General features: G+C 70.1%; 22 protein-coding genes. 10 read left to right on the top strand and 12 right to left on the bottom strand.

The genetic code is table 11. The annotated features are described in order from the left end of the window. Position 1: 1 nt before the first annotated feature. The 3 genes from ASD47_RS12790 to ASD47_RS12780 all read right to left on the bottom strand — a co-directional run bounded on the left by ASD47_RS12790 (position 2) and on the right by ASD47_RS12780 (position 3,038). On the bottom strand, positions 2 to 979 hold the full coding sequence (locus ASD47_RS12790; protein WP_056756850.1) for an L-threonylcarbamoyladenylate synthase: 978 nt from the start codon (positions 977 to 979) through the stop codon (positions 2 to 4). Continuing rightward, entirely contained in the window at positions 910 to 2,253 is a 1,344-nt protein-coding gene (locus ASD47_RS12785) for a YceI family protein (RefSeq protein ID WP_056756848.1), read from the bottom strand. Before ASD47_RS12785 ends, ASD47_RS12790 begins: the two co-directional genes overlap by 70 nt. 155 nt (positions 2,254 to 2,408) lie before the next feature. Next, positions 2,409 to 3,038, bottom strand: coding sequence for a YceI family protein (locus ASD47_RS12780; protein WP_056756847.1), 630 nt, complete (start codon positions 3,036 to 3,038; stop codon positions 2,409 to 2,411). Positions 3,039 to 3,210: 172 nt separating this feature from the next. Between ASD47_RS12780 and ASD47_RS12775 the strand changes: the two genes are divergently transcribed. Beyond that, complete coding sequence (locus ASD47_RS12775) at positions 3,211 to 4,956, top strand: acyl-CoA dehydrogenase (RefSeq protein ID WP_056756846.1); 1,746 nt, start codon at positions 3,211 to 3,213, stop codon at positions 4,954 to 4,956. Between the two features lie 34 nt (positions 4,957 to 4,990). Here the strand turns inward: ASD47_RS12775 and ASD47_RS12770 are convergent, their stop codons facing one another. Both ASD47_RS12770 and ASD47_RS12765 read right to left on the bottom strand, forming a co-directional pair. After that, positions 4,991 to 5,623, bottom strand: coding sequence for a lysoplasmalogenase (locus ASD47_RS12770; RefSeq protein ID WP_056756845.1), 633 nt, complete (start codon positions 5,621 to 5,623; stop codon positions 4,991 to 4,993). Continuing rightward, positions 5,616 to 6,053 carry a YkvA family protein gene (locus ASD47_RS12765; protein WP_056756843.1) on the bottom strand — a complete coding sequence of 146 codons (438 nt, stop codon included), beginning with the start codon at positions 6,051 to 6,053 and terminating at the stop codon, positions 5,616 to 5,618. Before ASD47_RS12765 ends, ASD47_RS12770 begins: the two co-directional genes overlap by 8 nt. A gap of 54 nt (positions 6,054 to 6,107) precedes the next feature. Here ASD47_RS12765 and ASD47_RS12760 point away from each other — a divergent pair, with 54 nt between their 5' ends. After that, complete coding sequence (locus tag ASD47_RS12760; protein ID WP_056756836.1) at positions 6,108 to 6,890, top strand: SDR family NAD(P)-dependent oxidoreductase; 783 nt, start codon at positions 6,108 to 6,110, stop codon at positions 6,888 to 6,890. A gap of 174 nt (positions 6,891 to 7,064) precedes the next feature. Here the strand turns inward: ASD47_RS12760 and ASD47_RS12755 are convergent, their stop codons facing one another. From ASD47_RS12755 to ASD47_RS12745, 3 genes are all read right to left on the bottom strand, one after another. Further along, the gene (locus ASD47_RS12755; protein WP_056756835.1) at positions 7,065 to 7,670 is read right to left on the bottom strand and encodes a hypothetical protein; all 606 of its coding nucleotides are present in this window, start codon (positions 7,668 to 7,670) and stop codon (positions 7,065 to 7,067) included. Positions 7,671 to 7,781: 111 nt separating this feature from the next. Then, entirely contained in the window at positions 7,782 to 8,417 is a 636-nt protein-coding gene (locus tag ASD47_RS12750) for a LysE family translocator (protein ID WP_056756834.1), read from the bottom strand. A gap of 46 nt (positions 8,418 to 8,463) precedes the next feature. Continuing rightward, positions 8,464 to 8,868 carry an MAPEG family protein gene (locus tag ASD47_RS12745; protein ID WP_056756831.1) on the bottom strand — a complete coding sequence of 135 codons (405 nt, stop codon included), beginning with the start codon at positions 8,866 to 8,868 and terminating at the stop codon, positions 8,464 to 8,466. A 166-nt stretch (positions 8,869 to 9,034) separates the two neighbouring features. Here ASD47_RS12745 and ASD47_RS12740 point away from each other — a divergent pair, with 166 nt between their 5' ends. The 3 genes from ASD47_RS12740 to ASD47_RS12730 all read left to right on the top strand — a co-directional run bounded on the left by ASD47_RS12740 (position 9,035) and on the right by ASD47_RS12730 (position 11,638). After that, the gene (locus ASD47_RS12740; protein WP_028038824.1) at positions 9,035 to 9,235 is read left to right on the top strand and encodes a KTSC domain-containing protein; all 201 of its coding nucleotides are present in this window, start codon (positions 9,035 to 9,037) and stop codon (positions 9,233 to 9,235) included. Positions 9,236 to 9,297: 62 nt separating this feature from the next. Further along, positions 9,298 to 10,626, top strand: coding sequence for a sorbosone dehydrogenase family protein (locus ASD47_RS12735; RefSeq protein WP_056756826.1), 1,329 nt, complete (start codon positions 9,298 to 9,300; stop codon positions 10,624 to 10,626). A gap of 61 nt (positions 10,627 to 10,687) precedes the next feature. Continuing rightward, positions 10,688 to 11,638, top strand: a complete 951-nt coding sequence (locus tag ASD47_RS12730; protein WP_056756824.1) for a cation diffusion facilitator family transporter — start codon at positions 10,688 to 10,690, stop codon at positions 11,636 to 11,638. A gap of 132 nt (positions 11,639 to 11,770) precedes the next feature. On the opposite strand, the gene ASD47_RS12725 is transcribed toward ASD47_RS12730, so the two are convergent. Together ASD47_RS12725 and mtgA are read right to left on the bottom strand one after the other, a co-directional pair. Continuing rightward, entirely contained in the window at positions 11,771 to 12,319 is a 549-nt protein-coding gene (locus ASD47_RS12725) for a GNAT family N-acetyltransferase (RefSeq protein ID WP_056756974.1), read from the bottom strand. Next, positions 12,316 to 13,005, bottom strand: coding sequence for a monofunctional biosynthetic peptidoglycan transglycosylase (gene mtgA / locus ASD47_RS12720; RefSeq protein ID WP_056756820.1), 690 nt, complete (start codon positions 13,003 to 13,005; stop codon positions 12,316 to 12,318). The genes ASD47_RS12725 and mtgA overlap by 4 nt, the downstream gene beginning before the upstream one ends. Positions 13,006 to 13,120: 115 nt before the next feature. Between mtgA and ASD47_RS12715 the strand changes: the two genes are divergently transcribed. After that, positions 13,121 to 13,798 (top strand): nitroreductase, encoded by a 678-nt coding sequence (locus ASD47_RS12715; RefSeq protein WP_056756814.1) that lies wholly within the window; start codon positions 13,121 to 13,123, stop codon positions 13,796 to 13,798. Between the two features lie 17 nt (positions 13,799 to 13,815). Here the strand turns inward: ASD47_RS12715 and ASD47_RS12710 are convergent, their stop codons facing one another. After that, entirely contained in the window at positions 13,816 to 15,018 is a 1,203-nt protein-coding gene (locus ASD47_RS12710) for a serine hydrolase (protein ID WP_056756972.1), read from the bottom strand. A gap of 332 nt (positions 15,019 to 15,350) precedes the next feature. Between ASD47_RS12710 and ASD47_RS12705 the strand changes: the two genes are divergently transcribed. Both ASD47_RS12705 and ASD47_RS12700 read left to right on the top strand, forming a co-directional pair. Further along, positions 15,351 to 15,935: a GNAT family N-acetyltransferase gene (locus tag ASD47_RS12705; protein ID WP_056756813.1), complete on the top strand. Its 585-nt coding sequence runs from the start codon at positions 15,351 to 15,353 to the stop codon at positions 15,933 to 15,935. 70 nt (positions 15,936 to 16,005) lie between these two features. Continuing rightward, on the top strand, positions 16,006 to 17,673 hold the full coding sequence (locus ASD47_RS12700; protein WP_056756812.1) for a bifunctional diguanylate cyclase/phosphodiesterase: 1,668 nt from the start codon (positions 16,006 to 16,008) through the stop codon (positions 17,671 to 17,673). Between the two features lie 122 nt (positions 17,674 to 17,795). Here the strand turns inward: ASD47_RS12700 and ASD47_RS12695 are convergent, their stop codons facing one another. Further along, positions 17,796 to 18,407, bottom strand: a complete 612-nt coding sequence (locus ASD47_RS12695; RefSeq protein ID WP_056756811.1) for a YqgE/AlgH family protein — start codon at positions 18,405 to 18,407, stop codon at positions 17,796 to 17,798. Positions 18,408 to 18,543: 136 nt separating this feature from the next. On the opposite strand from ASD47_RS12695, the gene ASD47_RS12690 reads away from it, so the two are divergent. Both ASD47_RS12690 and ASD47_RS12685 read left to right on the top strand, forming a co-directional pair. Continuing rightward, the gene (locus ASD47_RS12690) at positions 18,544 to 19,026 is read left to right on the top strand and encodes a peroxiredoxin (RefSeq protein ID WP_056756810.1); all 483 of its coding nucleotides are present in this window, start codon (positions 18,544 to 18,546) and stop codon (positions 19,024 to 19,026) included. Positions 19,027 to 19,100: 74 nt separating this feature from the next. Beyond that, a complete protein-coding gene (locus ASD47_RS12685; protein WP_230983840.1) occupies positions 19,101 to 19,496 on the top strand; it encodes a PaaI family thioesterase in 396 nt (131 codons plus the stop codon). Positions 19,497 to 19,498: the final 2 nt, after the last annotated feature.

Below are 19,498 nucleotides of genomic sequence, written 5' to 3'. Positions count from 1 at the left end.
CTTATCCCACGAACCCGGCCGCCCGTCTCAGACGGTCGTTGATCGCCTCGCCGAGGCCTTCGTCCGGGATCGACGCGACGGCGATGCCGACGGGCCTTGTCCGGTCGGCGGCGCGCAGGTACGCGAACAGCTTAGCCGCCGCCTCCGCCAGATCTCCCGAGGGGCTGAGGTTGAACACGCCCTCTCCCGCCGGCCACGGCCCGAACGCCAGGAACGCCTCGCCCTCGCGCGGCGCGGTCGCCTCGATCCGCACGGGCGCGTCGGGCGCGTAGTGCAGGGCCAGGCGGCCGGGCGAGCGCTTGGCGTCGTCGTCGGCCGGGGCCAGCGGTCCCACCACCGCCTCCAGCTGGGCGCGAGTCACCGCGCCGGGGCGCAGCAGGCGGACCGGACCGTCGAGCACGGCGACGACGGTGGATTCCAGGCCCACTGCGCAGGGTCCGCCGTCCAGGGCGGCGGCGGCCTTGTCGCCGGTCTCGGCGAAGGCGTCGGCGAAGGTGGTCGGGCTGGGCCGGCCCGAGCGGTTGGCCGACGGCGCGACCACCGGCCCGCCGAACGCCGCCAGCACGGCGCGCGACAACGGATGGCCGGGCACGCGGATGGCCACGGTGTCCAGCCCCGCCCGGGCCAGGTCGCAAACGGCGGCCACGTCGCGGATCGGGGCGACGATCGTCAGCGGTCCGGGCCAGAAGGCGGCGGCCAGGGCCCGGGCGCGGTCGTCAAAGACGGCGATGCGGGCCGCGGTCTCCGCGTCGTGGACATGGGCGATCAGCGGGTTGAAGCGCGGGCGGCCCTTGGCCTCGAAGATCGCGGCCACGGCCGCGGGGTTGGCGGCGTCGGCGCCCAGGCCGTAGACCGTCTCGGTCGGCAGCAGCACCAGGGCGCCGTCCGCCAGCGCCCGGGCGGCGGCCGCTATTTCCGCTTGGCTGTGATGGCGAAGTTGACCTTCACCTTGCCGCCGATCTGATCCGTAGACGCCCATTCGCCCTGTCCAACCCCGAACGCCGTCCGGTCCAGGGTGGTTACACCGCGCGCCGTGGCCGTGTCGCCATCGATCTTCAGGGTGAAGGGCAGGTTGACCGGCTTCTTGACGCCGCGCAGGTCCAGCACGCCGTCGGCGACGAACTTGCCTTCGCCGGTCTTGCGGAACTTGCTGGCCGTGAAGGTCGCCTTGGGATGGGCGGCCGTGTCGAAGAAGTCCCCGCTGGGCAGGCTGGAATCGCGCTGGTCGTCGCCGGTGGCGGCCGAGCCCATGTCGATGCTGACGGTCAGCTTGGAGCGGTCCGGGGCGTCCGGCGAGAACAGGATGTCGGCGGTCCAGCGCTTGAACTGGCCCTCGATGGCGTCGCCGGCCCACGTGGCCGAGAAGTTCAGGGTCGAGCCCTTGGCCACGGCCCAGGCGACGGGATCCTTCAGGGCCTTGTCCGGCTCGGCCGGGGCGGCGGTTTCGGCGGGCGGCGTGATCGGGGTCGGGACGGCCGTGGCGGCCTCGGCCGGGGCGGCGGGCCCGGCGCTGGGCGTGCCGGCCTGGGCGTCGGCGATGTCGGCCGGGGCGGCGGGGACCTTGGCCTTCAGCGCCGGCTTGTACGCGTAGCCGGCGAAGACCACGGCGACCAGGCCGGCGGCGGCCAGCCAGGCGCGCGGCTCCAGCCAGCCGGGCTTGGCGCCCGGCGCCATGTGGCCCAATACCGCGTCGCGGTCGAGGATCTGGTGCTTGGCCACCGCCCCCAGGTGCAGGGCCAACAGGCCGTAGGTCAGCTTGACCAGCAGGCCGTGGGCGTTCTCGCCGATCTCGTGCCACAGGTGCTTGGGACCGGCCGCCAGCTCGGGCAGGAACGGCAGGTGCGGCCAGGGGATCGCGCCGTACAGCACGGTCGGGATGGTCAGCCGGCTGGCCGAGACGATGATCCAGCCGGTCAGCGGCAGGCCGATCATGATCACGTAGAAGCCCGCGTGCACGATCTTGGAGGCGATCGTCTCCCAGCGGGCCTGGGTCGCGGGATGCGGCGGCGGCTGGTGGAACAGCCGCCAGGCCAGGCGCGCCAGGCTGAGCAGCAGGATCGTGATGCCGATCGACTTGTGCAACTGGAAGATCGCGTAGGTCGCCGGCCCCTTGGGCTCGTCGCCCATCCGCCAGCCCAGGATGATCTGGAAGACGATGGCGGCGGCGATCAGCCAATGCAGGACGACGGCGACGGTCGTGTACCGGACGGGGCGACCCGCCGAAGGGGTCTCGATAGGCGCTTCGGCGGTCATGGTCGTCCTCGTCTCGGGTCGGGTCTTAGCAGATCCATTAGCGCGCCTCTTCCTGAGGGGCTCGACCCTTTGGTCGAGCCTCGAAGGACGCAGCGTGAAAGCCGTGCGTCCTTCGAGGCCCGCTGCGCGGGTGCCTCAGGATGAGGAGGTCTAGCTTATTTCTTCGGATTGAACTCAGCTTCGATCGCCAGGTCGACGTCGTCGCTGACCATCGGCACGAGGTGGGTGAAGCCGAAGTCCGAGCGCTTGATCTTGCCGGTGGCCGAGAAGCCCATGATCTGCGAGCCGAACGGGGTCTTGGCGTAGCCGTTGTACTTGACGTCCAGGGTGACCGGCTTGGTCACGCCGCGGAAGGTCAAGTCGCCGGTCAGCTTGCCCGGCTCGACCTTGGTCGAGACGAAGGTGATCTTGGGATATTGCGCGCCGTTGAAGAACTTCGCGTCCGTGCCGATTTCCTTGTCGAAGTCCGGCAGGCCGGTGTCGACCTTGGTGGCGTCAATGGTGATCGACACCTTGGTGTCCAGCGGCTTGGCCGGGTCGTAGGCGTACGAACCGTCGATGGCGCCCTGGGCGAAGCGGAAGGTGTAGTGCGACGTGCCGAAGTGCGTGACCTTCATCGTCAGGCTGGCGTGGCGCTTGTCGAGCGTCCAGGTTCCGGCGGGCGCGGCGGCCGGATCGCTCGCGACCTGGGCGGAGGCCACGACCGGCAGGGCGGCGGACGCGGTCAGAAGAGCGCCGGCCAGGAAGGCGCCCCTAAAGAGCGAGGAGGCGATGCGGCGGTTCATGGGGACAGTCTCCAAACTGTAATAACAGCAGTTGCTGATCCCCCAACTTAGGAAGCTTGGCCCGGCGCGGAAGGGACCGCCCTTCACGAAGCCGTGATCCAATCGACTTTGCAGGGGGCGTCGCGGCATCTAAACGAAGTTCACCTATCCGCCGCCAGATCGGACACGTCCCATGACCTACCGCGCGCCCGTCCGCGACCTCGCCTTCGCCCTGAAGCACGTGGCCGGGTTCGACCGCCTGGCGACCGCCTTCCCGGAGGCCGACGCCGACACGGTCAGCGCGGTGCTCGAGGCGGCGGGAGCGTTCGCCAGCGAGGTGCTTGCCCCGCTGAACCGAGGCGGAGACCTGGTCGGCGCGAAGCTCGAGAACGGCGTGGTCCGCACCGCGCCGGGCTTCGCCGACGCCTACCGCCGGTTCGCCCAGGACGGCTGGACCAGCCTGGCGGCCGCGCCCGAGCACGGCGGCCAGGGCCTGCCGAAAACCCTGGAGGTGGCGGTGCTGGAAATGGTCCAGGCGGCCAACATGGCCTTCGGCCTTTGCCCGATGCTGAGCCTGGGGGCCATCGAGGCCCTGACCCACCACGGCTCCGACCGCCAGAAGTCGCTCTACCTGCCTCGCCTGGTCTCGGGCGAATGGACCGGGACCATGAACCTGACCGAGCCCCAGGCCGGTTCGGACCTGGGCGCCCTGACGACGATGGCCACGCCGGACGGCGACGGCGGCTACAGCCTGTCGGGCCAGAAGATCTTCATCACCTGGGGCGACCACGACGCGGCCGACAACATCCTGCACCTGGTGCTGGCCCGCACGCCCGACGCCCCGCCCGGCGTCAAGGGCATCTCGCTGTTCCTGGCTCCCAAGGTCCTGGTCGACGAGGCCGGCGGCCCGGGCGCGGCCAACGCCCTGCGGGTCGGCGGACTGGAGCACAAGCTGGGCATCCACGGCTCGCCGACCTGCGTGATGCTGTACGAGGGGGCCAAGGCCGAACTGGTCGGCCAGTTGGGCCAGGGCCTGGCTCACATGTTCACGATGATGAACGCCGCGCGGCTGCAGGTCGGCGCCCAGGGGACCGCCATCGCCGAGCGGGCCTACCAGCAGGCGCTGGACTTCTCGCTGGAGCGGACGCAAGGCCGTTCGGCCTGGACCGGGGCCCACCCCGCGCGACTCTACGACCATCCCGACATCCGCAGGACCCTGGTCCTGATGAAGGCGAAGATCGAGGCGGCGCGTGGGATCTGCCTGTCCACGGCCGTGGCCGCCGACCTCTCCACCCACGCCGCGACCGAGGAAGAGCGCGCGACCGCCAAGCTGCGTGAGGAACTGCTGACCCCGATCGCCAAGGCCTGGTCCACCGACGTCGGCGTCGAGGTCGCCTCCCAGGGCGTGCAGGTGCACGGCGGCATGGGCTTCATCGAGGAGACCGGCGCGGCCCAGCACTATCGCGACGCCCGCATCGCCCCGATCTACGAGGGCGCCAACGGCATCCAGGCCATCGACCTGATCGGCCGCAAGCTCCCCCTGTCGGAAGGCCAGGCGATCGCCGACCTGATGGACGACATGCGCGACACCCAGAAAGCGCTTGAGGCCGCCGGCGGCGCGCTGGGCGGCTTCGCCCTGCGTTTCAAGGCGGCGCTGGACGCGGCCGGTTCCGCCACCGCCTGGCTGATCGAGCGCCGGGCCCGGGCCATGCCCGACGCCCTTTCTGGCGCCACGGCCTATCTGAAGCTGCTGGGCGACACGGTCGGCGGCTGGATGCTGGCCAAGGGCGCGCTGGCCGAACCCGAGGGCCTGCGGCTGACGCTGGCGCGGGTCTATGGCGAGGCCGTGCTGGCCAGCGTGCCAGGGCAGCTGGCGGCGGTGACGACAGGCGCAGCGGATCTAGAGGCGGTGACGCCGGACATGCTGGGCGCGCACTGACACGGCGGGGGGCGACGTCGGCGGGCCAAAGCTGCTAGCGCAACATCCCCCAGGTGATCATCGCCTGGCCGACGAAGTACAGGAACCACACCGCCCAGGCCGTCAGGCGGGGCGAGCCGGCCAGCTTGGCGCCCTTGAACAGGTCGAACGACAGGATGGCGTCGGAGGCCATGAAGGCCAGGGCTCCGACGGTGGCCGGCCAGCCCAGGCGCGGCAGCAGCAAGCTGGTCGAGACCATCGCGACGATGGCCAGAACATAGAGGACGACGGCCGGCTTCAAGGCGCCCAGCGACGTCCAAAGCCTGGCCAGCAGGGTCGCGGCGGCCAGGACGACCAGGGGCGCGGCGATCCAGAACGCCGCCCCGGCCGGACCTCGCTCGCGCCAGAACAGCACGACATAGACCCCATGGCCCGCCAGGAAGGCGGCCAGGCCGAACGGCAGCCAGCGCTTGGGATCGCCGGCCAGGAAGGCGTCACCGACCGCGCACAGGGCCAGGGCGATCGCCAGCCCCGGCCCGCCGCCCTCCAGATAGGCCAGCACCGACAGCGCCCCCACGGCGAGCGTCTTGACCAGGGTCCGCAGGAACGACGGCGGCCGCTGAACCAGGACCAGGCCGTACAGCACCGCGCAGAGCCCGGCCACGGCCCACAGCCGAAGGTCAGTCATCCGCGCCCAGCTTGGCGAGGAAGGTCCGGGCCTCGTCCTTGTGGCGGGGCTTGAGGTTCTTGCCGACGATGGCGATCAGGGCCGCGATGACGGCGGCGTCGTCGGTGAAGCCGATGGCCGGCAGCACATCCGGGATCGCGTCGGTCGGCAGCACGAAATAGGCCAGGGCGGCCAGCATCATGCCCTTGGCGGCGGTCGGCGTGGTGGGATCCTTGGCGCACCACCACAGCGACAGGGCGTCGGCCGCGAACGGGACCTTGGCGGCCACCTTGCGGATCTTCGGCCAGAAGCCCCGCGCCACGCGCTGCTCATTGACCTTCACCGTGGCGGGCACGAGGGCCTTCTTCGGATCCAGCACCTCGCGGGCGTTCGCTTCGGGGTCGACGCCCTTCGGGTTGACGTCGGGGGATGGTTTGGCGTCTGCGCTCATCGGGGTAAACCGCTCCTCAAGGTCCAATTAAACGCAGGCTCCGAGGAAACGTCCATGAAACTCGATAGCACCGTCGCCGCCGTCGTCACCGGGGGCGCCTCGGGCCTCGGCGAAGCCACCGCCCGCGCCCTGGCCGCCCAGGGCGTAAAGGTCGCCATCTTCGACATGAACGAGGCCAAGGGCGAAGCGGTCGCCCGGGAGATCGGCGGCGTGTTCTGCAAGGTCAACGTCACCTCCGACGAGGACGTCGACGCCGGCTTCGCCAAGGCCCGCGCGGCCCACGGCCAGGAGCGGGTGCTGGTCAACTGCGCCGGCACCGGCAACGCCATCAAGACCGCCAGCCGCGACAAGGCCACCGGCGAGGCCCGGCACTTCCCGCTCGACGCCTTCAACATGATCATCCAGATCAACCTGGTCGGCACGTTCCGCTGCATCGCCAAGTCGGCCAAGGGCATGCTGGACCTGGAGCCGCTGGAGGACGGCGAGCGCGGCGCGATCGTCAACACCGCCAGCGTGGCGGGCGAGGACGGCCAGGTGGGACAGGCCGCCTATTCGGCGTCGAAGGGCGGCGTCATTGGCATGACCCTGCCGATCGCCCGCGACCTGATGAACGACGGCGTCCGGGTCAACACCATCCTGCCGGGGATCTTCAACACGCCGCTGATGAACGGCGCGCCCGAGAACGTGAAGGCCGCCCTGGCCGCCTCGGTGCCGTTCCCTAAGCGCCTGGGCAATCCCGAGGAATACGCCCAGTTGGCCCTGACGATGATCACCTGCGGCTATTTCAACGGCGAGGACGTGCGCCTGGACGGCGGCATCCGCATGGCCCCGCGATAGGGGACGCGCTTCCTTCTCCCCTTGCGGGAGAAGGTGGCCCGCGCAACGGGTCGGATGGGGGGTCTCTCAAAACGACAACCGCCGCGACCGGCCTTTCGGCTGCTCGCGGCGGCTCTGTCTTTCGACCCGTCGGCTACGCCGACACCTTCTCCCGCAAGGGGAGAAGGAAGGTCGCTACTTCGGCGCCGGGCGCTGGATGCTGGGCGCCAGGTTGGCCATGATCTCGCGAGCGTCATAGGCCCGCGGATCGCCCGACGGCTTGCGGCCCTTGTGCATCACGATCTCGGCGCTGGCCTCGAACTTCTCGATCGTGCGGACTTCGGTGCGATCGAAGAAGGGGTCGCCCCAGTAGGGATCCCAGGCGCGCCAGCCGCCATAGCGGGGCCCGTAATAGCGCCAGGCCGGGCGCCAATAGCCGTAGCCGCCGCCGTAATAGCCGAACGGTCGGCCGAAGGGGTCGCCGTCGATCACGGTGCGGGCGTCACGGTCGGTGCGGCGGTCGGCCGTCTCGAACCAGTCATAGCCCTGCTGGGTGGTCAGCTCGGCGGCCCGGTACAGCAGATAGCGCTCGACGGTTTCCCGCGAGGTGAGGCTGTTGCCGGCGAAGGTCACCCGATAGCGGTCGCCTTCGAGACGCTGCTCGGAGAAGCCGCCCGTCGCCTGCTGGCCGCGGACGTTCGGCTGGTAGGGGGTGGCGGTGGCGCAGGCCGTCAGGAGGGCGGCGAGCGCCACGGCCGCGACCATTCCGGCCTTGCCGCCTATGGTCTTGCGTTTAGTCATGGCGCATTCCTTTACTCGGAATCTTGGCGAAAAGACTCGTTTCGTCCCATCAGCCTAATGCATGGCCCAGCTTTGTGGTTTCGCCAAGGCGAATGCGTTTCAGCGATGAGATCAGCCGCGCGCGACGATCAGTCCCGCGGCGGTGATCAGCAAGACCCCGACCACGACCGCAAACCCCTTGCGGAACCCCGGTTCGGTCATCCGCGAGGCCAGCGCCGCCCCGCCCAGGCCGTAGCTGCTCATGCTGATCAGGTCCATGCCGATGGTGGCGGCGGCGAACATCAAAAGTTGCGGCGCGAGCGGCCGCTGGACGTCGATGAACGGCGGCAGCACCGCGGTGAAGAACAGCAGGATCTTGGGATTGGCGATCTGCACGGTAAAGCCGTCGCGGAACGCCGAGCGGCCCATGCGGAACGACCGGTGGGGCTCGCCCTCACCGCCGAGGTCCTTCAGGGCCGACCCGATCGACTTCAGCCCCAGCCAGACCAGATAGGCCGCCCCGGCCAGGGCCAGCAGGTGGAAGGCCTTGGGGAAGGCGATGATCAGCGCGCCCAGTCCCAGGGCCGAGCAGCCGAACCAGACCAGGGTGGCGGTGTTCATGCCGACCACGCCCAGCAAGGCCGCGCCCTTGCCCTTCTGCATGCCGGTGGCGATGGCGAACAGGTTGGCCGGCCCTGGGGTGATGGCCATGACGAACATCGTCACCAGGAAGGCGCTGTAGCGGGCGGGATCAACGGGCAGGGTCATGGCCGGCCCCTCATAGCCAAGCCTCGCCCGCCCGGCCAGCGGGCGGCTAGGCCCCGAGCGTGACGAGCATCCAGATGACGCGCCCCAGGGCGCCGAACAGCAGGACCGCGGTCGCCAGGGCCTGGATGATGAACCCGACCTCGCGCTTGCCCGGGTCGGCCACATAGCCCAGGGCGTAGACGATGCGCCCGACGATCCAGATTCCGCCGAGGATCACGGCGACCAGGTCGCTCCAGTAGATCGCGAACAGCCACAGCGACGGCAGGAACAGCGGCAGCCATTCCAGGGTGTTGGCCTGCACGCGGATGTGGCGTTCGAGAACCGGGTCGCCGGTCATGGTCGGCGCCTGGATGCCGCACTTGCGCCGGACCCGGCCGATGCGGGCGGCCATCCAGACATAGACCAGCAAAGCGGCGATCGTGACGATCGCGACCCAGGAATGCGGTTGCATGTGCGCTTCTCCCCCCGGCTCACGTGAAGCGGAGCCTTCGTCCGACGGACTACACCCCAGTTCGCGTCGGTTTGCACCCTAAACGGGCGCCCGGCGATCCCTGGGGAACCGCCCCACGCGGCGCGCGCTCTTCTGTCAGACGACCCCCATGCGGAGATCCTGAGCCATGCGTGTCGACTCCACGGCGATCCGGCGAATCGACTACGAGCCCGAGCACGGCAAGCTGTTCGTCACCTTCATCGACGGCGACGAATACGTCTATGTCGGGGTGCCGCCCCGGGTGACCGAGGCCTTCGAACGGGCCCCGTCGAAGGGCCGGTTCTTCCAGCGGATGATCCGCGACCGGTATCCCTACAATCGGGTCTGACGCCCTTTCCTCAGGCGCATTGCAACGCTAGATCGTACCCCTGAGCGGACGGGGGCGACGACATGGTGCGAGCGAGGATCGCCTTGGTGCTGGGCTTGGCCCTGGGCTTGGGCTTGGGCGCGGGCCCGCTCGCCGCCCAAGCTGCGCCGCGCGTCGGCTACAAGGTCGAAGGAACCTGTGACGGCTGGCCTCGGCTGCCGATCGACACCGCGGCGGGGATGTGCGCCGGCCTGGTGCTCGGCCCGGTCCCCGGGGCCTTCGCCGACCGCCAGCTGCGCCTGCCCCGCACCCTGGTCCAGCTGGACGAGCAGACCTGGCTGGTCGCCGACCTCGCCGACTGGACCCGCCCGCGCGGCGTGATCTGGAAGCTGACCGCCGCGCCCGGCCAGACCGTGCAACTGCAGCCCCTGCTGACCGGCCTGTCGCTGCCGCACGGCCTGGCGATCGGTCCCGACGGCCTGGCCTATGTCGGCGAGATGAGCCGGATCTTCCGCTTCGACCCGCGCGCGCCCGACCCGGCCGCCACGGTCCAGGACGTGATCACCGGCCTGCCGGACAACAAGCTGCACGACAACCGCCACCCGCTGTCGCAGTTCGTGTTCGCCGCCGACGGCGCCCTGCTGGTCAATGTCGGCGCGCCGTCGGACCAGTGCCTGGACGCCAACGGCGCGCGGGTCGGGACCGACCGTTGCGACCAGTCGGAAGGCCAGGAGGCCACGGCCGGGATCCGCCGCTACGCCCGCCTCGCCCCGGGGCGCTGGGAGCCGACGTTCACGATGCTGGCGCGCGGCCTGCGCAACTCGGTGGCCCTGGCGGTGCATCCGTCGGGAACGGTGCTGCAGGCCGAGAACAGCTACGACTTCGACGACCGCTGGAGTCCGTTCGAGGAGGTCAACCGCATCGAGGCGGGCCGGCACTACGGCTGGCCCTATTGCCAGGACTTGACCACGCCGACGCCCGGCTGGGCCGGAGCCATGGACTGCGCCTCGGCCGCCCACACCCCGCCCGCCGCCCTGCTGCCGCCCCACGTCGCCCCACTGGCCATGACCTGGTACCAAGCCGCGATGTTCCCCGGTCTCAAGGGCAAGCTGCTGATGAGCTGGCATGGCTATCGCTCGACCGGCGGCCGCCTAGTCGCCTTCGCGGTCGACGCCCAGGGCGTTCCGTTGACGCGGTCCAAGGCGACCTATCCGACCTATCCCAGCGGCTCGCGGCCGTTCGGCGCCGGCCCCGCCGCCCAGGCCCAGGTGCTGACGCCGGGTTGGCGCCGGGCCGAGGGCGTGCGGCCGCAGGGGACGCCCGTCGGGATCACTGTCGCCGCCGACGGCGCCATCTGGGTCGCCGACGACAAGAACGCCAGCATCATCCGCTTCGCCGTCGACAGGCCCTGAGGCCGCCCCAGAGGAACGCCCCCCTGAGGAACGGCTGCCCGGTCCGCCGCGTTCGGCCCGCATGGCCGCGACGGGAACCCACAACAGCTCGACCACCGTGGTCTACGCGGCCCTGGCTGGCAACCTGGCCATCGCCGCCACCAAGTTCGTCGCCTTCGCCCTGACCGGCTCGTCGGCCATGCTGACGGAGGCCATCCATTCGAGCGTCGACACCGGCAACCAGGGCCTGCTGCTGCTGGGCCTGGCGCGCGCCCGCAAGCCGCCCAGCGAAACCCACCCGTTCGGCTACGGCATGGAGGTCTATTTCTGGGCCTTCGTGGTGGCCCTGCTGATCTTCGCCCTGGGCGGGGCCTTCTCGATCTATGAGGGCGTGCTGAAGATCGCCCGGCCCGAGCCGATCGAGCGGGCGTGGATCAACTTCCTGGTCATCGGCCTGGCCGTGCTGTTCGAGGGCGGCTCGTTCCTGGTGGCCTGGAAGGAGTTCAAGGTCGTCCGCAAGGGCACGCCGTTTTTCCGCGCCATCCGCCGCAGCAAGGACCCGTCGATCTTCGCCGTCCTGCTGGAGGACGGCGCGGCCGTGGCCGGCCTGGCGATCGCGGCCCTGGGCGTGGCGGGTTCGGCGATGTTCGGGATCGCCTGGGCCGACGGCGCGGCCTCGGTGGCGATCGGCCTGCTGCTGGTGGGGGTGGCGATCTTCCTGGCCAACGAGACCCGCAGCCTGCTGACCGGCGAGTCGGCCTCGCCGCGCATCGTCGAGGCGGTGCGCGGCATGCTGGCCGCCGACCCACGCATCGACACCGTGGCCGAGGTGCTGAGCATGCACCTGGGCCCTAGCGAGATCCTGCTGGGCGTGACCCTGGATTTCCACGACGCCCTGACCGCCGGCGAGATCGAGGACGCCGCCGACGACTTCGCGACGCGGATCCGGGCCATCGATCCGCGGATCACCCGGGTGTTCGTCCGCTCGGGCCGGGCCCGGGCCGCCTATGCGCGACCGTTGGACTCCCCGTAAAAATCCGCTCATCCCGGCGAATGCCGGGACCCAGATTCCATAGCGGTGTGTGGGCTGGAGGCGCTCGGAGCTCAAGGAACTCGCCTCGGAGCCATGCCATCTGGGTCCCGGCATTCGCCGGGATGAGCCGGGTTAGATAGAGCGCCGCGCCTTCCAGTCCGCCGCCGTCTGCCCCCACAGATGGACTGGCGTCTCCTGGAAGGGTTCGGGCAGGCGGCCGACCTCCAGGAAGCGCGAGCCGATCCGTTCAGCCACCTTGATCGAAGCGACATTGGCCGGGTCGATGCAGTGGACCAGCCGCGTCCAGCCCAGGTGGTCGACGGCCCAATCCATGGTCGCCGTCGCCGCCTCGACCGCATAGCCCTTGCCGTGGGCGCGGGGATGCAGGCTCCAACCCACCTCGGTCCCCGGCCAGCCCTCGGGACGCCACGGACCGATCCGTCCGACCCACTGGCCGGTGGCCTTCTCGATCAGCGAGAACATGCCAAACCCGTTCAGCGCCCAGGAGCCGGCCATGGTGGCCATCATCCGCCAGGCCTGGGACCGGCTCATCTGGCCGCCGATGAAGCGGGCCGCCTCGGCATCGGCCATCAGTTCGGCCCAGCCGTCCAGGTCCTCGGCGGCTGGCGGCCGCAGGATCAGTCGTGCGGTTTCCAGGGTGGGGCCGGGTGCGATCATCAGGGGATCTCCTGAGCCACGCAGGCCGCCAGGCCGCCCCGGCGCACCGCGCCCGAGGCCTTGCCGATTCGGCTGGAGCGCTTCTTGACGTAGCGGCCCGGATTGACCGCCTTCCATTTGAGCGGGCTGGGCAGGATCGCCGCCAGCCGCGCCGCCTGCAGCGGCGTCAGCTTGTCGGCGCCGACCTTGAAGTAGGTCCGCGACGCAGCCTCCGCGCCATAGATCCCCGGGCCGTACTCAATGGAGTTCAGATAGACCTCCATGATCCGCTTCTTGCCCCAGATCGTCTCGATCAGCACCGTGAAATAGGCCTCTAGCCCTTTACGAACATAGGAACGGCCCGGCCACAGGAAGACGTTCTTGGCGGTCTGCTGGCTGATGGTCGAGCCGCCGCGGATCTTCTTGCCCTTCTCGTTGTTCTCGTAGGCCTTCTGCAGGGCGTCCAGGTCGAAGCCATGGTGGTCGCAGAACCGGGCGTCCTCGGCGGCGATCAGCGCGCGCGGCAGGGCCGGCGAGACCTCGTCGATCGGCCGCCAGTGGTGGTTCCAGCCCTTGCCTTCGGCCAGGCGGATGACCATCAGCGGCGTGGCCGGGGGCGGCACGAAGCGATAGACGACCACCGTCAGGATCGGCCCGGCGACCAACAGGATGAACAGGGCCACCAGGATGTTCCGCACCAGCACCTTCACAGATCGCCCCCTCGCCTTTCGCCGCTCGTCTTTCGCCGCTTGCCTTGACCTTGCGGCCGGATGCTAGCCAAGCCTGTGTCGCGGGGATAGCCGCCCAGCCGTTAGCGAGGCCTTGATGACCCAGTCCAGGAGCGTTTCCGAAGCCGTCGCGCGGCGAATGTCGGTTCGCGCCTTCAGGCCCGATCCGCCGCCCGGCGGCGTGGTCCGCCAGTTGCTGGAAGCCGCCGGCCGCGCGCCGTCGGGCGGCAACCTCCAGCCCTGGGTGGTGCACGCCCTGGCCGGCGAGCCGCTGAACCAGCTCAAGGCCCTGGTCGGGGCGCGGCTGATGGACCGCGACGAGCCGGAATACCACGTCTATCCCCCCAACCTGTGGGAGCCCCTGCGCACCCGCCGCTACCAGGTCGGCGAGGACCTCTACGCGTCGCTGGGCATCCCGCGCGAGGACAAGCTGGGCCGCCTGCAGCAGTTCGCCAAGAACGCCGAGTTCTTCGGCGCGCCAGTCGCCCTGTTCTTCTCGGTGCATCGCGACTGCGGCCCGCCGCAATGGTCCGACATCGGCATGTACATGCAGACCCTGATGCTGCTGGCCGTCGAGCAGGGCCTGGACACCTGCGCCCAGGAATTCTGGTCAGCCTACGGCAGGCTGGTCGCCACCTTCCTGGACCTGCCCGCCGACCACATGCTGTTCTGCGGCATGGCCCTGGGCTATCGCGACGAGACGGCGGCCGTGAACACCTGGCGATCGCGGCGAGCCCCGTTCGAGGAATGGGGGTCGATGCGGGGTTTCGAATAGGGGCGGCGCTCGCGTCCCTACGGATCGCTCAGGGCGCCACCGTTACCCGCATCGTCGCCTTTCAGCTGGAGCCAGTCGGTGAACGGCAGATGGTAGTAGAGGTCAAAGACCTCGGCCTGCAGCTTGAAAGGCAGGCTGCCGTCGCTGTTCCACAGCATCACCACGCCGGTCTTGGTCGCCGGGTCGAACATCATGGTCGAGCGATAACCGTCGACCGCGCCGCTGTGGCCGACCAGGCGGTGGCCCTTGTAGCCGAAGCTGCGCATGCCCAGGCCATAGCCGGGATGGTCCAGCGTCCGCCCCAGGGGCGAATTGCCGTAGGGCCGATTGGTGTCGACGCGGGGCTGCTGGATGTCGGTCAGCACCGCGGCGGGCAGCACGGCCGGGGCCTGGCCCATCTGGGCCTGCATCCACCGCGCGAGGTCGACGATGTTGGAATTGACCCCGGCCGCGGCGGGGATCCGGTAATAGGCCTCGGCCAGCGGCAAGGCGCGGCCGCCGCGCGACGGCCGGGCCCAGTGCTTGGCCGATCGCAGGCTCTCCATGCCGATGGTCGCGCTGGTCATGCCCAGCGGCAGGAACAGCCGCTGGCGGGCCTCCTCCGCGTAGGGCCGGTGGGTGGCGGTCTCCAGGACCTCACGGATCGTGTCGTAGGCGACGTTCTGATAGGTGTGGCAGGTCGCCGGCGGACATTGGGGCGGCACGACCGCCAGGCTGCTGCGAATCATCCGGGGATCCCGGCCGCCTTCCAGCCAGCCGTCATAGGCGTTGCGCGGCAGGCCCGTGCGCTGAGACAGCAGTTGCTCGACCGTCAGCCTGTTCTGGGCGTCGCCGGGCAGCCGCAGGCTGGTGTTGAACTTGCCCAGCGGGTCGTACAGCGAGAAAACGCCGTCCCGGGCCAGGCGGGCGCTGAGCGTGCCGGCCACGGTCTTGGACAGCGACGCCCAGCGGAAGACGGTGTCGGCGTCGACCTTTTCGCCGTCCTCCGGCGAGGTCAGGCCATAGCCCCGCACGAACGACAGGCGGCCATCCTCGACCACGGCGATCGCCAGGCCTTCCATCGAGCGGTCGGCCATCATCGCCTGGATACGGGCGTCTAGGGCGCGGTAGTCGATGCGACCGCGCCAGTCTCCTGGCTTCAGGGGCAGCGCGAGCGGGGTCGCCGCCGGCGCGACGGCGACCGGCTCCGTCTTGGGGGCGCGGGCGCGATGGAACGCCATCCAGCCCGCCGCCGCCAGCCCAACCACCAGCAGGACCGCCGCGATCGTCCGCCAGCCGGGCCGGCGTCGCCGGGCGAAGGTGTTGTGCCGGGTCCTGTAGAACTTGGTCAGCCGTCTAATCCGCAGAGAATCGTTGTCGCCCGACGCGGCGACGTCGGCGGCAAGCTGGCGTGACTTTGCGTCGAATCCGCGTCGCTCGCACGATGAACGCCGTGTCCTACCCCTTTGGCGCCTCACGGCAAGGCTTCAGGCGCGGCCGCGTCACGACGCCGCGCCTATTGCCTCCGGCGTCCTGACGCTCGAAAGTGCGGCGCTCGACGAGACCCTTCCGCGTGACCGCCTTTCTCCGCCTCTTCCAGCCCGATCCGGGCCCGCGCCTCGAAGGCCGGACGGTGTTCCTGCGCCTGCCGCGCCTGCACGACTACAAGCCATGGGCCGAGCTGCGAGCCCGCTCGGCCGCCTTCCTCAAGCCCTGGGAGCCGACCTGGCCCGAGGACGACCTGACCCGCCCCGCCTTCCGCGCCAGGCTCAACGCCTACGCCCGCGAGCTGGAGCTGGGGGAGGCGTTTCCGTTCTTCATGTTCCGCCGCGACGATGGGACGCTGATCGGCGGGGTCCGGTTGTTCCACATCCGCCGCGGCGTCTCGCAGACGGCGGTCATGGGCTATTGGATCGGCCAGCCCCATGCCCGCCAAGGCTATATGCAGGACGGGGTCCGGGCGGCGATCGACTTCGCGTTCGGCGAGCTGGGGCTGCACCGGCTGGAGGCCGCCTGCATGCCGGAAAACGAGCCTTCGGCGGCCGTTCTGCTGAAATCGGGCTTCCGCGAAGAGGGATATGCCCCCGCTTATCTGAAAATTAACGGCGAGTGGCGAGATCATCGTCTGTTCGGGATGGTCGCGCGCCCGGCTTGTTAGCCGGTCTTCTCCTCGGAGGGGAATCTTAGCGCGGACCCGGACACGGCGCCTTCGGGCGTGGGATCAGGGCATGTCGTTCAAGATCAGTCAGCGACGCGTATGGGACGCCACGGCCACCCTCGAGGCCCTGGGCGCCGCCGAAGTCGCGCTGTGGCTCTGGGAGCCCGAGGCCGATCGCCTGCGCGTCAACGGGGCTTCGCGCGCCCTGGGCCTGGGGCCGCTGGCTCCCGACTGTTCCTCCGCCGCCTTCCGCGCCCTGACCCTGCCCCAGGATCGCGCCCAGGCCGAGGACATCCTCAAGGTCCGCCCGCCGGGCAGCGAGATCATCGCCCGCCTGCGCACGCGGGGCGGCGAGATCTGCATCTGGCGCGGGACCTGGCTGGAGGACGGGGTGCGCGCCGCCGGCGTGGTCGTCCCCGAGGTCAAGTTCGCCGCCTCCGAGCGCGACAGCCTGACCGGCCTGCTGGACCGCCAGAGCTTCATCGCCCGGGCCCGCGAGCGTCTGTCCAACGGCGGCGTCCATGAGCTGGTGGTCGCCGACGTCGACCGCCTGCGCCGGCTGAACGAGGCCCTGGGCCACGAGCGCGCCGACCTGGTGCTGGCCGCCCTGGGCTCGCGCCTGGCCGCCGCCTTCCCGTGCGAGGCCCTGCTGGGGCGCATCGGCGAGGACGAGTTCGCGGTGCTGTGCGACCCGGCCGGCTTCGAGCCCGCCGAGCTGCTGCGCACCGCCCTGGAGCAGCCCCTGCGGGTGGCCGGCTTCGACATCCATCCGACTCTGTCGATCGGCGCGGTCTCGGCCGAGGGCGGCGAGGACGCGCCGGAGGCGGCCGAACTGCTGCGCCGCGCCGAGCTGGCCGTCGAGGCCGCCGCCGCCAATGGCCGCGGAAGCGCCGCCGCCTACGGTCGATCGATGGAGACCGACGGCCTGTCGCGCCTGGCTCTGGAGGCCGACCTGCGCGGCGCCATCGGCCGCGGCGAGATCACCCCGTTCTTCCAGCCCGTGGTGCGGCTGTCGACCGGCGCCCTGTCGGGCTTCGAGGCCCTGGCCCGCTGGATCCATCCGCGCCGCGGCATGCTGCCGCCCGACGAGTTCCTCCCGCTGGTGGAGGAGATGGGCCTGATGAGCGAGCTGGGCGAGCACATGATGCGCACCTCGGCCCGTCAGCTGGCCAAATGGCGCGACACCCATCCGGCCGTCGGGGCCCTGACCGTCAGCGTCAACCTGTCGACGGGCGAGATCGATCGCCCGGGCCTGGTCCACGACGTACGCCAGGTGCTCAAGGAGCACGACCTGCCGCGCGGCGCCCTGAAGCTGGAAGTCACCGAAAGCGACATCATGCGCGACCCCGAGCGGGCCGCCGTGATCCTGCGGACCCTGCGCGAGGCCGGCGCCGGCCTGGCCCTGGACGACTTCGGCACCGGCTTCTCGTCGCTGTCGTACCTGACCCGCCTGCCGTTCGACACGCTGAAGATCGACCGCTATTTCGTGCGGACCATGGGCAGCAACGCCGGCTCGGCCAAGATCGTCCGCTCGGTGGTCAAGCTGGGCCAGGACCTGGACCTGGAAGTCGTCGCCGAGGGCGTCGAGAACGCTGAGATGGCCCGCGCCCTTCAAGCCCTGGGCTGCGACTACGGCCAGGGCTTCGGCTACGCGCCGGCCCTGTCGCCGCAGGAGGCCGAGGTCTATCTGAACGAAGCCTATGTCGACGGCGCCGCGCCGGTGAAGGCGCGGGGCTGACGATCAGATCCTCCCCTGTGGGGGAGGTGGCCCGAATGGGCCGGAGGGGGGAGTGATCCAACCTCGGCAGTATCCCCCCACCGATCGCTTCGCGATCGCCTCCCCCACGGGAGGAGGACCGTCTAAGCCCGCCCCGCCTGGCTCGACAGGTGGTCGGCCGTGATCCCGATCTTGGCCAGGGCCATGGTCCACTTGTTCTCGTAGTCGTCACCGAACAGCAGGGCTTCGTCGGCGTCGCAGATCAGCCAGACATTGTCGCGCAGTTCCTGCTCGAGCTGGCCCGGACCCCAGCCGGAATAGCCGAGGGCCAGGATGGCGTGGCGCGGCCGGCGGATCTTGCTGCCCAGCGCGTCCAGGGCGTCGCGGGTCACGGTCAGGGCCAGGCCGTCGGCCACCGGCACCGTGGAGTCCGGCGAGACATAGTCGTCGGTATGCAGCACGAAGCCGCGCTCGCGCTCGACCGGGCCGCCCAGCATCACCAAGTCGCCGCCGGCCTCGATCTCGGGCGCGATTCCCAGGTTGTTGAGCAGCTCGAACAGGGTCAGGCCCTCGACCGGGCGGTTGACCGCCAGGCCCATGGCCTGCTCGGCGTCGTGGGCGCAGACATACAGCACGGCGCGCTCGAAGCGCGGATCCTCGATGCCGGGCATGGCCACCAGCATCTGTCCGGCGAGGAAGCCGGTCTGCTCGCCCCTGGGGTTGTCGACTCCGCGATCCTTGCGTGATGTGTCCATGATCAGAGGATCGGGTCGGAACGCGTCGGTTTCAAGTCCAACCTTCCCTTGGCGATCCGCGCCGGGGCCTTTATCTCGGTTGCGCGTTCTCAACGCGCATCTCCCCCTTCCCCGGGCAACCCACAGGACACCGCACATGGCGATCAAGGTTGGCGACACGCTTCCTTCGGCGACTTTCATGACCAGCACGGCCGAGGGCCCCGCCCCGGTCACCACCGACGAGCTGTTCAAGGGCAAGACCGTGGCCCTGTTCGCGGTGCCCGGCGCCTTCACCCCGACCTGCTCGGCCAAGCACCTGCCCGGCTTCAAGGAAAAGGCCGCGGACCTCAAGGCCAAGGGCGTCGATACGATCGCCTGCGTCTCGGTCAACGACCTGTTCGTGATGAAGGCCTGGGGCGCCGACCAGGGCATCACCGACGAGGTGCTGCTGCTGGCCGACGGCAACGGCGAGTTCACCAAGGCCGTCGGCCTGGAGTTCGACGGCAGCAAGTTCGGCATGGGCCTGCGCTCGCAGCGCTATTCCCTGATCGCCAAGGACGGGGTGGTCGAGACGCTGAACGTCGAGGAAGGCGGGGAATTCAAGGTCTCGTCGGCCGACTACATGCTGGGCCAGCTGTAGGGTCCGTCCGGACCACCGATACGCCTCGTCATTCCCGCCAGCCGGGAAATGACGAGGCCAGGGGAGCGACGCCCGTGACAGACGGCTTTGACATCTCCGCCCTGCCCTTCGCCGCCCTGATGGGGCTGGAGATCACCCACGCCGCCCCGGATCGCGTCGAGGGCCGGCTGATCGTCCGCCCCGACCTGTGCACCGCGGGCGGCGTCCTGCACGGCGGGGCGGCCATGGCCCTGGCCGACAGCCTGGGGGCGGTGGGCGCCTTCCTGAGCACGCCGGCCGGGATGCGCACCACCACGCTGGAGAGCAAGACCAACTTCATCGGCGGCGCCAGCGTCGGAACCACGATCACCGCGGTCTCGACCCCGCTGCACGTCGGTCGCCGTTCCAGCGTCTGGACTACCCGGATCGAGGGCGAGGGCGGCAGGCTGGTGGCGGTGGTCACCCAAACCCAAATGACCATGGAGACCTGAGC

This window comes from Caulobacter sp. Root1472 (assembly GCF_001426985.1).
In the GTDB taxonomy this organism is placed as follows: Bacteria; Pseudomonadota; Alphaproteobacteria; order Caulobacterales; family Caulobacteraceae; genus Caulobacter; species Caulobacter rhizosphaerae.
This window is presented reverse-complemented; position numbering and strand designations above follow the sequence as displayed.

Coding starts and splice junctions, on each gene's coding strand:
- ASD47_RS12790 (WP_056756850.1), bottom strand. CDS start 979: ATGGGCGTCTACGGATCAGATCGGCGGCAAGGTGAAGGTCAACTTCGC.
- ASD47_RS12785 (WP_056756848.1), bottom strand. CDS start 2,253: ATGACCGCCGAAGCGCCTATCGAGACCCCTTCGGCGGGTCGCCCCGTC.
- ASD47_RS12780 (WP_056756847.1), bottom strand. CDS start 3,038: ATGAACCGCCGCATCGCCTCCTCGCTCTTTAGGGGCGCCTTCCTGGCC.
- ASD47_RS12775 (WP_056756846.1), top strand. CDS start 3,211: ATGACCTACCGCGCGCCCGTCCGCGACCTCGCCTTCGCCCTGAAGCAC.
- ASD47_RS12770 (WP_056756845.1), bottom strand. CDS start 5,623: ATGACTGACCTTCGGCTGTGGGCCGTGGCCGGGCTCTGCGCGGTGCTG.
- ASD47_RS12765 (WP_056756843.1), bottom strand. CDS start 6,053: ATGAGCGCAGACGCCAAACCATCCCCCGACGTCAACCCGAAGGGCGTC.
- ASD47_RS12760 (WP_056756836.1), top strand. CDS start 6,108: ATGAAACTCGATAGCACCGTCGCCGCCGTCGTCACCGGGGGCGCCTCG.
- ASD47_RS12755 (WP_056756835.1), bottom strand. CDS start 7,670: ATGACTAAACGCAAGACCATAGGCGGCAAGGCCGGAATGGTCGCGGCC.
- ASD47_RS12750 (WP_056756834.1), bottom strand. CDS start 8,417: ATGACCCTGCCCGTTGATCCCGCCCGCTACAGCGCCTTCCTGGTGACG.
- ASD47_RS12745 (WP_056756831.1), bottom strand. CDS start 8,868: ATGCAACCGCATTCCTGGGTCGCGATCGTCACGATCGCCGCTTTGCTG.
- ASD47_RS12740 (WP_028038824.1), top strand. CDS start 9,035: ATGCGTGTCGACTCCACGGCGATCCGGCGAATCGACTACGAGCCCGAG.
- ASD47_RS12735 (WP_056756826.1), top strand. CDS start 9,298: ATGGTGCGAGCGAGGATCGCCTTGGTGCTGGGCTTGGCCCTGGGCTTG.
- ASD47_RS12730 (WP_056756824.1), top strand. CDS start 10,688: ATGGCCGCGACGGGAACCCACAACAGCTCGACCACCGTGGTCTACGCG.
- ASD47_RS12715 (WP_056756814.1), top strand. CDS start 13,121: ATGACCCAGTCCAGGAGCGTTTCCGAAGCCGTCGCGCGGCGAATGTCG.
- ASD47_RS12710 (WP_056756972.1), bottom strand. CDS start 15,018: ATGGCGTTCCATCGCGCCCGCGCCCCCAAGACGGAGCCGGTCGCCGTC.
- ASD47_RS12700 (WP_056756812.1), top strand. CDS start 16,006: ATGTCGTTCAAGATCAGTCAGCGACGCGTATGGGACGCCACGGCCACC.
- ASD47_RS12695 (WP_056756811.1), bottom strand. CDS start 18,407: ATGGACACATCACGCAAGGATCGCGGAGTCGACAACCCCAGGGGCGAG.
- ASD47_RS12690 (WP_056756810.1), top strand. CDS start 18,544: ATGGCGATCAAGGTTGGCGACACGCTTCCTTCGGCGACTTTCATGACC.